At 70.6% G+C, this 12,266-nt stretch carries 13 protein-coding genes; 3 read left to right on the forward strand and 10 right to left on the reverse strand.

Features of this window, described 5'->3' with window-relative positions; translation table 11 throughout:
- Positions 1 to 206: 206 nt before the first annotated feature.
- Entirely contained in the window at positions 207 to 533 is a 327-nt protein-coding gene (locus tag IE308_RS33315; protein WP_190220738.1) for a glutaredoxin family protein, read from the reverse strand.
- Between the two features lie 106 nt (positions 534 to 639).
- Between IE308_RS33315 and IE308_RS33320 the strand changes: the two genes are divergently transcribed.
- The 3 genes from IE308_RS33320 (at position 640) to IE308_RS33330 (ending at position 4,152) form a co-directional block, all read left to right on the forward strand.
- Positions 640 to 1,539, forward strand: coding sequence for an HAD family hydrolase (locus tag IE308_RS33320; protein WP_110636877.1), 900 nt, complete (start codon positions 640 to 642; stop codon positions 1,537 to 1,539).
- A 346-nt stretch (positions 1,540 to 1,885) separates the two neighbouring features.
- Positions 1,886 to 2,671 carry an ECF subfamily RNA polymerase sigma factor, BldN family gene (locus tag IE308_RS33325; RefSeq protein WP_110629624.1) on the forward strand — a complete coding sequence of 262 codons (786 nt, stop codon included), beginning with the start codon at positions 1,886 to 1,888 and terminating at the stop codon, positions 2,669 to 2,671.
- 236 nt (positions 2,672 to 2,907) lie between these two features.
- The gene (locus IE308_RS33330; protein ID WP_190220739.1) at positions 2,908 to 4,152 is read left to right on the forward strand and encodes a DUF5667 domain-containing protein; all 1,245 of its coding nucleotides are present in this window, start codon (positions 2,908 to 2,910) and stop codon (positions 4,150 to 4,152) included.
- An 89-nt stretch (positions 4,153 to 4,241) separates the two neighbouring features.
- On the opposite strand, the gene IE308_RS33335 is transcribed toward IE308_RS33330, so the two are convergent.
- The 9 genes from IE308_RS33335 to IE308_RS33375 form a co-directional block, all read right to left on the reverse strand.
- Positions 4,242 to 5,327 (reverse strand): lysophospholipid acyltransferase family protein, encoded by a 1,086-nt coding sequence (locus IE308_RS33335; protein WP_190220740.1) that lies wholly within the window; start codon positions 5,325 to 5,327, stop codon positions 4,242 to 4,244.
- A gap of 13 nt (positions 5,328 to 5,340) precedes the next feature.
- On the reverse strand, positions 5,341 to 6,402 hold the full coding sequence (locus IE308_RS33340) for an NAD-dependent epimerase/dehydratase family protein (protein WP_190220741.1): 1,062 nt from the start codon (positions 6,400 to 6,402) through the stop codon (positions 5,341 to 5,343).
- Positions 6,403 to 6,628: 226 nt separating this feature from the next.
- A complete protein-coding gene (locus tag IE308_RS33345; RefSeq protein WP_003948845.1) occupies positions 6,629 to 6,727 on the reverse strand; it encodes a 30S ribosomal protein bS22 in 99 nt (32 codons plus the stop codon).
- A gap of 156 nt (positions 6,728 to 6,883) precedes the next feature.
- Positions 6,884 to 7,093, reverse strand: coding sequence for a helix-turn-helix domain-containing protein (locus IE308_RS33350; RefSeq protein WP_162655568.1), 210 nt, complete (start codon positions 7,091 to 7,093; stop codon positions 6,884 to 6,886).
- Between the two features lie 129 nt (positions 7,094 to 7,222).
- Entirely contained in the window at positions 7,223 to 8,038 is an 816-nt protein-coding gene (locus IE308_RS33355; RefSeq protein ID WP_190220742.1) for a phosphatase, read from the reverse strand.
- 316 nt (positions 8,039 to 8,354) lie between these two features.
- Positions 8,355 to 9,527: an acetoin utilization protein AcuC gene (locus IE308_RS33360; RefSeq protein ID WP_110629619.1), complete on the reverse strand. Its 1,173-nt coding sequence runs from the start codon at positions 9,525 to 9,527 to the stop codon at positions 8,355 to 8,357.
- A complete protein-coding gene (locus IE308_RS33365; protein WP_190220743.1) occupies positions 9,478 to 10,689 on the reverse strand; it encodes an MFS transporter in 1,212 nt (403 codons plus the stop codon). The genes IE308_RS33360 and IE308_RS33365 overlap by 50 nt, the downstream gene beginning before the upstream one ends.
- 66 nt (positions 10,690 to 10,755) lie before the next feature.
- Complete coding sequence (locus IE308_RS33370; protein ID WP_190220744.1) at positions 10,756 to 11,433, reverse strand: VC0807 family protein; 678 nt, start codon at positions 11,431 to 11,433, stop codon at positions 10,756 to 10,758.
- A 69-nt stretch (positions 11,434 to 11,502) separates the two neighbouring features.
- Positions 11,503 to 12,147, reverse strand: a complete 645-nt coding sequence (locus IE308_RS33375; RefSeq protein ID WP_190220745.1) for an HAD family hydrolase — start codon at positions 12,145 to 12,147, stop codon at positions 11,503 to 11,505.
- Positions 12,148 to 12,266 lie beyond the last annotated feature (119 nt).

Below are 12,266 nucleotides of genomic sequence, written 5' to 3' on the forward strand. Positions count from 1 at the left end.
GTGCACAAAGATGGTGTCCGATTTGCCCGCCCAACGTGACCGGGCTCACGCGCCCCCGGCGCGCGGTTATGGAACCGGCGAAGGGGTGTGATCGTTCCTTTTCCGAAGGGGGCAAAGCCGCACACTCTCCTCTACGAAACCCGTACGCATCCCGCCCCCGAGACCACAACGCCGTCGATCCTAAGCGACTTTCCGGCCACTTTGGACTACTCGGTCAGTGCCGTGCGCAGCCGCTCCTCGTTCACCCGCCAGAAGGTGTGCTGCCGTCCGTCGATCAGCACGACGGGGATCTGTTCCCAGTACTGATCGTGGAGTTGGCGGTCCTCGGTGATGTCCTTCTGCTCCCAGGGGACACCGAGATCGGCGCACACCTTCTCGATGACGAGCTGTGCGTCATCACACAGATGGCAGCCGGGTTTGCGGATCAGGGTGACCAGGTGGTCGCACGGTGCGTTGGCCTTGGTGACGGCGTCGGCCCCGGCTCCGGTGGCTCCGGGGGCCTTGCGACGGAAGAAGGGACTCATGTCGGCCATTCTCGCGCGGGCGCGCGCGTCCTTTAACGGACCGGCCGCGGAGAGTTCACACCCTTCGAACCTCTCCGCACCGGAAGCTCCGAACAAACTGGCTATGCTCACGGGCATGGCCGCTCTCGGATGGCTCACCCCCCGTAGGCGCTCCGCCACGGCGCGGAGCGTGTTGGCTGGCGAGGCCTCGGCGGAGGCCGCACGCAAGTCGGTCCCCGAGGAACCGGAGTTCCCCGTCCTCGGTGACGACAAGGCAGCCGCGTTCTTCGATCTCGACAACACCGTGATGCAGGGCGCCGCGCTGTTCCACTTCGGCCGCGGCCTGTACAAGCGGAAGTTCTTCGAGACGCGCGAGCTGGTCCGGTTCGCCTGGCAGCAGGCGTGGTTCCGGCTGGCGGGCGTCGAGGACCCCGAGCACATGCAGGAGGCGCGGGACTCCGCGCTGTCCATCGTCAAGGGCCACCGCGTCTCCGAGCTGCAGTCGATCGGCGAGGAGATCTACGACGAGTACATGGCCGACCGGATCTGGCCCGGGACGCGGGCGCTGGCCCAGGCCCACCTGGACGCCGGCCAGAAGGTGTGGCTGGTCACCGCCGCGCCGGTGGAGATCGCGCAGGTCATCGCGCGGCGGCTGGGGCTGACCGGGGCGCTGGGCACGGTCGCGGAGTCGGTCGACGGGGTGTACACGGGCAAGCTGGTCGGCGAGCCGCTGCACGGGCCGGCCAAGGCGGAGGCCGTGCGGGCGCTGGCGCTGGCGGAGGGGCTGGACCTGTCGCGGTGCGCGGCGTACAGCGACAGCCACAACGACATTCCGATGCTGTCGCTGGTGGGCCACCCGTACGCCATCAATCCGGACTCCAAGCTGCGCAAGCACGCGCGGAAGCTGGAGTGGCGGCTGCGCGACTACCGCACCGGGCGCAAGGCGGCGAAGGTGGGGATCCCCGCGGCGGCGGGCGTGGGGGCGGTGGCCGGCGGCACGGCGGCAGCCATCGCGCTGCACCGGCGCCGCCGGTAACACCCACGTCCGTACTCACTTCCAGTCACCGCCGCTCAAACCCGGCCAATCCAACGGTCGTACCCCTCCCCACCCCCGTCCAGTCCCCCCATTCCCACACGACCACAAGACGCCCCACTCCCACTCGAAACACGAAGCAATTCGATCAGCAACCGGTCAGACCCAGGCACCTGATCGAGCGTCAAACAGCCACACAAACGACGCAATCGATGATTTGAGCAACTCGGTGTAGCAGTGCCTGCACGAAGCGTTATTCTCCTCAGACGCAAACCGGTACCCCTCCGTCGCTACGACGGGTGAACGGTCCCGCACTGCACGTGATGGAAGCTCTGCCTCTGGGAGTCCCGTGTACCCACACGTCGGGGTTGACGCCTCGGGCCTGGCTACGCTGCGCGCAACGGTCGCGACGGTGCAAGAAATGCTGCGCGGCCTCGTCCCCACCGCGCACGCCGTCCCCGCCTTCGCCACCGCCACCCCCGTCGGCCCGTGCTACGCACTCGCCGACGGCGGCGCCGCCGTCGGCAGACGGGGCCGCTCGGCGGGCACCGGCGCCGCCACGGCCCGCCGCCCGGCGGCCGACAGCGACAGCGCCCGCATGATGGACCTCGTGGAGCGCGCCCAGGCGGGCGAGGCCGACGCGTTCGGCCGGCTCTACGACCAGTACAGCGACACCGTCTACCGGTACATCTACTACCGGGTGGGAGGTAAGGCGACCGCCGAGGACCTGACGAGCGAGACCTTTCTGCGCGCGCTCCGGCGCATCGGCACCTTCACCTGGCAGGGCCGCGACTTCGGCGCGTGGCTCGTCACCATCGCCCGCAACCTCGTCGCCGACCACTTCAAGTCCAGCCGCTTCCGCCTCGAGGTCACCACCGGCGAGATGCTCGACGCCAACGAGGTCGAGCGCTCCCCCGAGGAGTCCGTGCTGGAGTCCCTCTCCAACGCCGCCCTGCTGGACGCCGTACGCCGGCTCAACCCCCAGCAGCAGGAGTGCGTCACGCTCCGCTTCCTGCAGGGCCTGTCCGTCGCCGAGACCGCCCGCGTGATGGGCAAGAACGAGGGCGCGATCAAGACCCTCCAGTACCGGGCCGTCCGCACCCTCGCCCGGCTCCTGCCGGACGACGCCCGCTGAACCACCCGCACGCTCCGCGACTGCCAACTTACGGTCCGTGAAAGACCGTTGACTTCCTCATCCGATCATCCGCCGTCCGTAACCCAAGTGCCGCGCCGCTCGTTGTGCGGGATGCAGGCTCCCTGTGGTCACGTCCAGGCCAATGCTGATCACTCGATCGTGTGAGAGCGGTCGTGGACGTGCACCCTCAGGACCCCCTGGGGAGCCGACCGTCATGACGAGAGGAGGTGCCGCCAGTGATCGCGAACGTATCGGCGCACCGGCGGGCGAACGCCTTCGCCCAGGCCCTGGAGGAGCAGTCCGATCGGGGCACGGCGGCCGAGCAGTCCGAAGGATCGGCACCGGCCCCAGCCGCCGAGGACCAGACCGAGCAGGGACGCCTTGTCGCCCTCGCCACCGGTCTCGGTGCGCTGCCCAAGCCGGAGCTCGACCCTGAGGTCAAGGTCGTCCAGCGGGCCCAGCTCGTGGCCGCGTTCGAGGCCATGCTGCAGGAAGGCGCGCAAGGCGAGGCGGCAGACCCTTCGGTGCCCGAACAGCGGTCTTCCCGGGCCCGGGGCGCACACCGGGCGACCCCGCTCGGCAAGTTCCGCCCGCGGACGCGGCTCGCCAAGGGCCTCACCGCGGGCGGGCTCAGTGTCGGAGTCGCCGCGGGCGCCTTCGGCGGCGTCGCCGCGGCCAGCTCCGACGCCCTGCCCGGCGACTCGCTCTACGGCCTGAAGCGCGGCATCGAGGACTTCAAGCTCAACTACCTGTCCGACAACGACGACGAGCGCGGCCGTTCCTACCTCGACCAGGCCTCCACCCGGCTGAACGAGGCCCGCCGGCTGATGGAGCGCGGCCGCGGCGGCCAGCTCGACCACGAGTCCCTGGGCGAGATCCGCCGCGCCCTGTCCGGGATGACCCACGACGCCTCCGAGGGCCACCGGCTGCTGCACGCGGCCTACGAGCGCGATCCGGACTCCCTGGGCCCCATCCAGGCACTGTCCGCGTTCTCGCGCTCCCACCGCGAGGCCTGGGGCGCGCTGCGCGAGAAGCTGCCCGTGCAGCTCGGCGACGTCAGTGAGCAGGTGTCGTCGGTGTTCGACGCCATAGACGAAGAGGTCGCCCCGCTGCAGTCCCTGCTGCCGCAGCCGCCCGCCCGGGGCGGCGGCGACAGCAGCCGGCAGAGCGGCCCCGGGGCCACCCACAGCGGCACGTCCGACCCGGGCCGGCACTCCGCCGCGCCCAGCACCGGCAGCGGCTCCGCAGGCGGCAGCCACCCCGGCAGCCACAGCCCGAGCAGCACCGCCGACGGCTCCACCGGCCAGGACGACGGACTGCTCGGCGGCAACACCGGCGGCCTGCTCGAACCACCGCAGCAGGACCCGGGCACCACGCCGCTGCCCAGTGGTGTGCCCACCACCGAGCCGGACGTCACCCTGCCGCCGCTGCTCCCCGGCCTGCTGCCCGGCCTCGGCATCGACGGCCAGGACGCCGAGTAACACCGGCCGAGACGGCCGACCCGGTCCGGTACGACGACGGGGGCGCTCCTCCTGCGAGGGGCGCCCCCGTCGTCGTACCGCCGAAGACGTCAGAAGAACACCGAGCGGCGCTGCACCAGCAGCTTGTACAGCGTGTGCTGGATCTGCTCGCGCACCTGGTCGGTCAGGTTGAACATCAGCATCGGGTCCTCCGCCGCCTCCGGCGGATAACCGTCCGTCAGGATCGGCTCGCCGAACTGGATCGTCCACTTCGTCGGCAGCGGGATCGCGCCCAGCGGGCCCAGCCACGGGAAGGTCGGCGTCAGCGGGAAGTACGGGAAGCCGAGGACGCGGGCGAGGGTCTTGGCGTTGCCGATCATCGGGTAGATCTCCTCCGCCCCGACGATCGAGCAGGGCACGATCGGCGCGCCCTGCCGCAGCGCCGTTGAGACGAAACCGCCCCGGCCGAACCGCTGGAGCTTGTACCGCTCCGAGAACGGCTTGCCGATGCCCTTGAAGCCCTCCGGCATCACCCCGACCAGCTCGCCCTGCGCGAGCAGCCGCTCGGCGTCCTCCGCGCAGGCCAGCGTGTGGCCGAGCTTGCGGGCCAGCTCGTTGACGACCGGCAGCACGAACACCAGGTCCGCGGCAAGGAGGCGGAGATGCCGGCCGGCCGGGTGGTGGTCGTGGACCGCCACCTGCATCATCAGGCCGTCCAGCGGCAGCGTCCCCGAGTGGTTGGCGACGATCAGCGCCCCGCCCTCGGCCGGGATGTTCTCGACGCCCTTCACCTCCACCCGGAAGTACTTCTCGTACAGCGGGCGCAGCAGCGACATCAGGACCTGGTCGGTCAGCTCCTCGTCGTAGCCGAAGTCGTCGACGTCGTAGTCCCCGGTGAGGCGGCGGCGCAGGAAGGCCAGGCCGCTCGCGAGGCGCCGCTCCAGGCCGCCGTCGCCCGTTCGGGCAGGGCCGGTCTCCTCGGGGGGCTCAGGGGTCACAGGGACATCATGCTGTGCGGCGGCCGTACCGGGCAGGGGCTGGACGTCACCGGCCGTCCCGGCCTCACGGACCTCGCGTACGGGGACGGGCTCGCCGTTCCTGCGCCGGCCGGCCGCGCCCCGGCGGCGCGGCGGGCGCTGCACGGCGCCCCCGCGGGACCGGTCGTCGTCGAACGGAATGACCTTGGCATCCGCCATCGTGCTGCGCTCCTCAGTTGGCGCTCTGCGTCGGGGGGTGGCCGCCGCCCGCGAGGGGCAGCGCGGCGATCCGGTCGACGGCCCCCGCAAGGGCCTCGGGGGGCAGGAGGCCCGGCCCCCGGCTGCGCACGAAGTCCGCGAACGTTTCTGCTGTCGTGTACTTCGGCTTGAATCCCAGCGTCTCGCGCATCTGCGTGGTGTCCACGACCCGGCCGTGGGTGAGCAGCCGGATCTGTTCGGGCGAGAAGTCCGTCATGCCCAGCGTACGCACCAGGGAGCCCGCCCAGGTCACGGCCGGCAGCGGCAGCGGCACGGTGGGACGGCCGAGCCTGCGGGAGCACTGGGACAGCAGCAGGACGCCGTCACCGGCGATGTTGAAGGTGCCGCTGTTGAGCGTGCCCCGCTCCGGCTCGTGGGAGGCGATGCGCAGCACCTCGATCACGTCGTCCTCGTGGACGAACTGCAGCCGCGGGTCGTAGCCGAACACGGTCGGCAGGACCGGCAGCGCGAAGTACGAGGCGAGCGGGGTGTCGGCGCTCGGGCCGAGGATGTTGGCGAACCGCAGCACGCACACCGCCACGTCCGGCCGCCGGCGCGCGAAGCCCCGGACGTACCCCTCGACCTCCACGATGTCCTTGGCGAAGCCGCCGCTGGGCAGCGACTTGGGCGGGGTCGTCTCGGTGAACACGGCCGGGTCGCGGGGCGCGGAGCCGTAGACGTTGGTGGAGGACTTCACCACGAGCCGCTTCACGGTCGGCGACTTCTGGCAGGCACCGAGCAGCTGCATGGTGCCGATGACGTTGGTCTCCTTCACCGTGGTACGGCTGCCGCTGCCGAGCGCGGTGGCGGTGACGTCCATGTGGACGACCGTGTCGGCGCCCGTCTCGGCGAGGACCCGGCCGATGGTCGGCTGCCGGATGTCGGCCCGGACGAAGTCGGCGCCGCCCAGGTGGTGCTCGGGCGGGACCGCGTCCACCGCGATCACCCGGTCGACCTGCGGATCACGCTGGATGCGCCGGACGAACCGGCCTCCCAGCGGACGGGCCACTCCGGTGACGAGCACGACCTTTCCCAAGATCAGCGCCTTCCTTCCCGAACTCCGTACCGACCCGCGTTCCCCTGTGCGGCCAACTTAGCGGGTCGACGTTGCGCTGTGATGTCCACCCGATGCGCGAAGTGACGGAAACGGCCGAGAAACAGCCGACAGGCGGACACGCACAGGCCCGTCGACGGGGTGCGGACATGACTGCGGCCCCCCACCTGGTGTGGTGGGGGGCCGCAGAACACGCGCTGAGGCGTGCTTACTTCTTGTTGCGCCGCTGAACGCGCGTGCGCTTGAGCAGCTTGCGGTGCTTCTTCTTGGCCATCCGCTTGCGCCGCTTCTTGATAACAGAGCCCACGACTACCCTCGCTCACTTCTCATCACTCGGTGTTTGGGCGCCATGGGCCCACACGACCTACGAGGGGCTAGCCTACCCAACCGAGCGCTGAGGTCGTAATCGAGGGGGTCCGGGGAGACCGGACGTGCCCTGTTCTGATCGATCTCCCCCGGTCGCTCAGGCTGTTTCCACCCCCACATAGCTCTCGCGGAGGTACTCGTGAACCGCGTTCTCGGGGACACGGAAGGACCGCCCCACCCTGATCGCGGGCAGATGACCGCTGTGCACCAACCGGTACACGGTCATCTTCGACACTCGCATCACCGAGGCGACCTCCGCCACGGTAAGGAACTGAACCTCGCTCAGAGGCCTCTGGTCTGCAGCCATGACACACCTGAACCTTCCGCACTCGACGGCCACCGGCTTCCCCTTCCGGTGACTCTTCGTCGCTGCGTGCTCACTCCCCAGACTAGGGGCGGGTGATGCGAGTGGGGAAGAGGTGCACCCATCGGCGGCCTACTGTGACAGACACGCTCGATTGAGTACGTAGCGGGTCAGCGGCAGGTAGTAATCAGCCCGCACACCGTCATCAAGTGGAACGACGACGGACACCACCCCCTCGGCCTGCCCCACGAAGAGCGCGGGATCGTCCGTATCGGCCAGCCCGATGGCCTCGAACCCCAGCTGACCTGCTCCGCAGACCCAGCCGTGATCCCCGACGACCAGCTCGGGCAGCACCCCGCCGGCCTCCGCCGCACCGGCCAGAGCGGTACGAACCGGGAGAGGTGAGTGCGAATGCGCGCCGGTCGCACAACCGGGGCGTCCCCCGGCGGGTTCGCGGACGAACGCGACACCTCGTACGTAGTCCAGGTTGTACGTACGTAGACCGAACCGGGTCGTTATGTCGACACAGCGACCCTGCGCCGGTGTGAGGACAGCACATCCCGCCGCCGACAGAGCGTCTGCGAGCGCGGCGTAGAAACCCAGCAGCCGATGGGGGTGCCCGGTGCCGATCAGCACCGGTGCGCGACGCCGGGCGGCGGCCCCGACCCGCTCGGCGAAGGCATTGAGAGCCCTCACCGTACGCTCAGGATCGATCACATCATGACCGGAAGTGCAGCGGGGATCGGCCGAAACCCCGCACTTCTCCGCCATCAACGCGACCAGGTCGGACACCCCCCAGTCCCCCTGGGGATCGACGCCCATGAGCACCCGGGGGTCACGCGCGGCGAACGCCCGGTACCGCCGCAGACTCGCCTCCCGCGAGGTCGCCACGACCCCCGCGAGCCGAGCCCCCAGAAGATGGGCCCGCAGCCCGTCCACGCCCACCACCCGAACGATCCTGACGCACACCCCCACGGGGAACGACGAGAACGGAGAAACACCCCACGGAAGGCGTAACGGTTCCTCTCGAAGCCGCCCACCGACTCAGCTGCGGGCAGCCAAGGCCGCTCCTGTGGCGCAGCTGCGGGCAGTCGTACCGCCAGGGCGGCGCCCACCCGGCAGCGGGGTGCCAGGCCGCATGCCTGCGTAGCTGCGGGCAGTCGTGCCGCTGGGGCGGCACGGGTGGGCGCAGCGGCACCCCGTCAGCGCCGGGCTGCGCACCCACCCCCGGCCGGCACCAACGCCGGGGCCACACCAGCAACCGCTACGCCAACAACCCCCGCAACGGAAACACCGCCCGCCGCGTAGCCAACACCGCCTGATCCAAGCGATCAGCGGGGTCGTACCCCGCATCCCACCCCGCCCAGGACACAGGCCACCGCCCGTCCGTCATCCGCCCCGGCCCCAACTGCCGGGTCCGCGCGAAAACCTCCTGCCGCCACGACTCGGGCACCACCGTCGCCGGCTCGATAGGCCGCCCCGCAGCGATCCCCACCAGATGCGTCCACGACCGCGGCACGACCTCCACCACGGCGTATCCCCCACCCCCCAGCGCCACCCACCGCCCGTCGGCGTACTCGTGCGCCAGCTCGTGACACGCCACCTGCACCGCCCGCTGCGCGTCCAGCGACACCGCCAGATGCGCCAGCGGATCCTCGAAGTGCGTGTCGGCCCCGTGCTGCGTCACCAGCACCTGCGGCCGGAAGTCGGCCAGCAGCTCCGGCACCACCGCATGGAACGCCCGCAGCCACCCCGCGTCCCCGGTCCCCGCCGGCAACGCCACGTTCACCGCCGACCCCTCCGCCGAGTCCGCCCCCGTCTCCTCCGGCCACCCGGTCTGCGGGAACAACGTCCGCGGATGCTCGTGCAAGGAGATCGTCAGCACGCGCGGATCGTCCCAGAACGCCGCCTGCACCCCGTCCCCGTGATGCACGTCCACATCCACGTACGCCACCCGCTCGGCCCCCAGCTCCAGCAGCCGCGCGATCGCCAGCGAGGCGTCGTTGTAGATGCAGAACCCGGACGCCGCCCCCGGCATCGCGTGGTGCAGCCCGCCCGCGAAGTTCACCGCGTGCAGCGCCTCCCCGCGCCACACGGCCTCCGCCGCCCCCACCGACTGCCCGGCGATCAGCGCGGACACCTCGTGCATGCCGGCGAAGGCCGGGTCGTCCATCGTGCCCAGCCCGTACGCCTGGTCGGCGGCCGACGGATCCGCCGAGGCCGCCTTCACGGCCGCGATGTAGTCCTCCCGGTGGACCAGCCGCAGCGTCGACTCCCCGGCCGGCTTCGCCGCCACCACGTCCACGTCCCTGTCCAGCCCGAAGGCGTCGACAAGCCGTTTCGTCAGGCCCAGCCGGACCGGATCCATCGGATGGTCCGGACCGAAGTCATAGCCCGTTACTGCCTCGTCCCACATCAGCTGTGCGCGGCCGCTCATGCCCGCCACCGTATCGGTCCGGTTGAGCCGCGAACGACCTGGCGTACACGAGCGTCACCAGCACCAACGCCATCGGCACGAGCATCGCCCCGCGATAGCTCCACGCGTCCCCGAGCGCCCCCACCAACGGCGAACCGACCAGGAACCCCACGTAGTTGAAGACGTTCAGCCGCGCGACCGCCGCGTCCGAGGCCCCCGGGAACAGCCGCCCCGCCGCCGCGAACGTCTGCGGCACCAGCACACACAACCCCAGCCCCAGCAGGGTGAACCCGAGCATCCCGACCCACGCCCCCGGCGCCCCGGCCACCACCGCGAACCCGACCGCCGCGACCACCGCGCCCGTCCGCACGACCGCCGCCGCCCCGAACCGCCGTACCCCGAAGTCCCCGATGGACCGCCCCAGCAGCGTGGTCACCATGTACACGGCGTACGGCACGGTCGCCAGCTGCTCGCTGCTCCCCAGCACGTCCTGCAGATACTTGGCACTCCAGTTGGAGACGGTCGAGTCCCCGATGTACGCGAAGGTCATCACCAGACACAGCGGCAGCAGCATCCGGAAAGCGACGACCCCGGCAGCCTCGCCCTCAGCGGAGACGGCTTCGCTCTCCCCGTCGACGTACCACCGGCTCCCCACCAGCGCCGCCGGCAGCAGCACCGCCACCACCGGCAGATACGACACCCACAACGCCAGATGCCAGTGCGCCCCCGCCCACGCCAGCGAGGCCCCCAGGATCCCGCCCAGGCTGTACACCGCGTGGAAACTCAGCATGATGCTGCGTCCGTACGACCGCTGCAGGCTCACCCCGAGCATGTTCATCGAGGCGTCCAGCGCCCCCACCGCCAGCCCGAACGCGGCCAGCGCCACCGCCAGCCCCGCCATCCGGTCCCCCGCCCCGACCCCCAGCAGCGCCAGGAGCACGACCGGCTGGGACCAGCGCAGCAGCCGGCTGGGCGGGATCCGCCGCACCAGCCGCTCGGTCGTCACACTGCCGACACCGGCCAGCACGGGTACGGCGGCCAGGAAGGCCGGCAGCAGCGCGTCGGAGACGCCGTAACGGTCCTGCACGGCCGGGATGCGCGTCACGAGCAGAGCGAAGGCCACACCCTGGGCGAAGAAGCTGAACGCCAGCGAGGCCCTACCGCGCCGCAGCACATCAGTCATGGCGGCGAGCGTAGGGCCCCGGGCTACTGCTGGGTAGATCCAGCCAAAGATGAATTTCGCTCAGCTTCAGGCGGCGACCGTGACCTCGGCCCGGGCGGCTGCCACCCGCGCGGCCTCCACCTCGGCGGCCAGCATCCGCTTCATCGGCTCGACGGCCAGCCCACCGCTGACCACGAAGGCGACGGCCATGGTGGCGACCATCAGCACCGAACCCAGCCAGACCATCGTGTCCACCGGCACGGTGTACGCGCCCACGACCCGGGCCACGCACTCCGCCAGCAGGGCCACGCCCCACACCAGCGAGAACGCCCGCTCGCCCCGCCGGAAGGCCGGGGAGGCGGCCATCAGCCGCTGCCAGGCGGCCTCCCGCGTCTCGTCGCCCTTCACCATCAGGGGCTTGAACGCCGCGGTCATCATCGGCCTGCCGAGCGCCACGGACACCAGGATGCCGATGCCGACCGTGCTGCTGACCGCACCGTCCTTGGCGAGCATCAGCCGCGGGTCACCGGAGACGAAGCTCAGCACCAGGCTGACCAGGTTCACGACGAGGATGAGCCCCGCGAGCCCGTTCACCGTCCGCTCGCGCACCGCGCTCCACACCGTGCGCACGGCCGGCACCACGCTGCTCCAGGCGAGCGCGGCGAAGGTGCTCATCCCGAAGGCTTCCTTGAGGAGGTAGTACGAAGCGAGCGGCACCGCCACGTCGAGGAGGAGCGGCCGCAGGTTCTTCTTCGTCGTCGTCATGCCCCCAGCTTCCCGTCCGGACCCGGGTCGCCGGTAGAAACGATCGTCCACCCCTCGGCATGACAAATGTCAGACGAGCAGGTCACCCAAGTCGGCCATGCTGCCGAAGAGTTGACCGGCCCCTTGGAGCCGGTCGGCGGGCGTCATCGCGGTGAACCCCAGGACGTCCATCCCGGCCGCCACAGCCGCCTGCACGCCCAGTGGACTGTCCTCGACGACCACACACCGCTCCGGCGCGACGCCCATCTCCTTCGCCGCGTGGAGGAAGAGGTCTGGCGCCGGCTTCCCGCGCCCGACGTCCTGCGAGCTGAAGATCCGCCCCTCGTCGAACCACCGGTCGAGCCCGGTCGTCCGGTGCCCCACCCGGATCCGCTCATGACTCCCCGAGGAGGCCACGCAGTACGGCACCCCGTCCGCCGTCAGCTTCTCCAGCACGTCCTCGACGCCGGCCACGGGCTTCAACTCCCGCTGGAAGGCAGCGAACACGCGCGCGTGGAAGACGTCATCAAAGTCCTCGGGCAACCGCTGCCCGGTCCGCTCGAACACCAGCTCATGGATGCGGTGCATCGCGGACCCCATGTAGTCCTGGATGGACTCCTCGTACGTCGTCGGATGCCCCAGCTCGGTGAGATAGGCGGCGAGGTGACGGTTGGAGATCGGCTCACTGTCGACGAGGACGCCGTCGTTGTCGAAGATGACGAGTTCATAGCGCATGACATGACCCTAAACGCAGAAAACCCCGCACCAGAAGGTGCGGGGTTTCCCGGAATAATTGTTCGGCGGCGTCCTACTCTCCCACAGGGTCCCCCCTGCAGTACCATCGGCGCTGTGAG

Source organism: Streptomyces griseosporeus (genome assembly GCF_014656055.1).
Lineage (GTDB): Bacteria > Actinomycetota > Actinomycetes > Streptomycetales > Streptomycetaceae > Streptomyces > Streptomyces griseosporeus.

Excerpts from the sequence above, each read along its gene's own strand:
- IE308_RS33360 (WP_110629619.1), bottom strand. The coding sequence starts at position 9,527 with ATGAGCGGCCGCGCACAGCTGATGTGGGACGAGGCAGTAACGGGCTAT.
- IE308_RS33335 (WP_190220740.1), bottom strand. The coding sequence starts at position 5,327 with ATGGCGGATGCCAAGGTCATTCCGTTCGACGACGACCGGTCCCGCGGG.
- IE308_RS33315 (WP_190220738.1), bottom strand. The coding sequence starts at position 533 with ATGGCCGACATGAGTCCCTTCTTCCGTCGCAAGGCCCCCGGAGCCACC.
- IE308_RS33370 (WP_190220744.1), bottom strand. The coding sequence starts at position 11,433 with ATGACGACGACGAAGAAGAACCTGCGGCCGCTCCTCCTCGACGTGGCG.
- IE308_RS33365 (WP_190220743.1), bottom strand. The coding sequence starts at position 10,689 with ATGACTGATGTGCTGCGGCGCGGTAGGGCCTCGCTGGCGTTCAGCTTC.
- IE308_RS33375 (WP_190220745.1), bottom strand. The coding sequence starts at position 12,147 with ATGCGCTATGAACTCGTCATCTTCGACAACGACGGCGTCCTCGTCGAC.
- IE308_RS33320 (WP_110636877.1), top strand. The coding sequence starts at position 640 with ATGGCCGCTCTCGGATGGCTCACCCCCCGTAGGCGCTCCGCCACGGCG.
- IE308_RS33350 (WP_162655568.1), bottom strand. The coding sequence starts at position 7,093 with ATGGCTGCAGACCAGAGGCCTCTGAGCGAGGTTCAGTTCCTTACCGTG.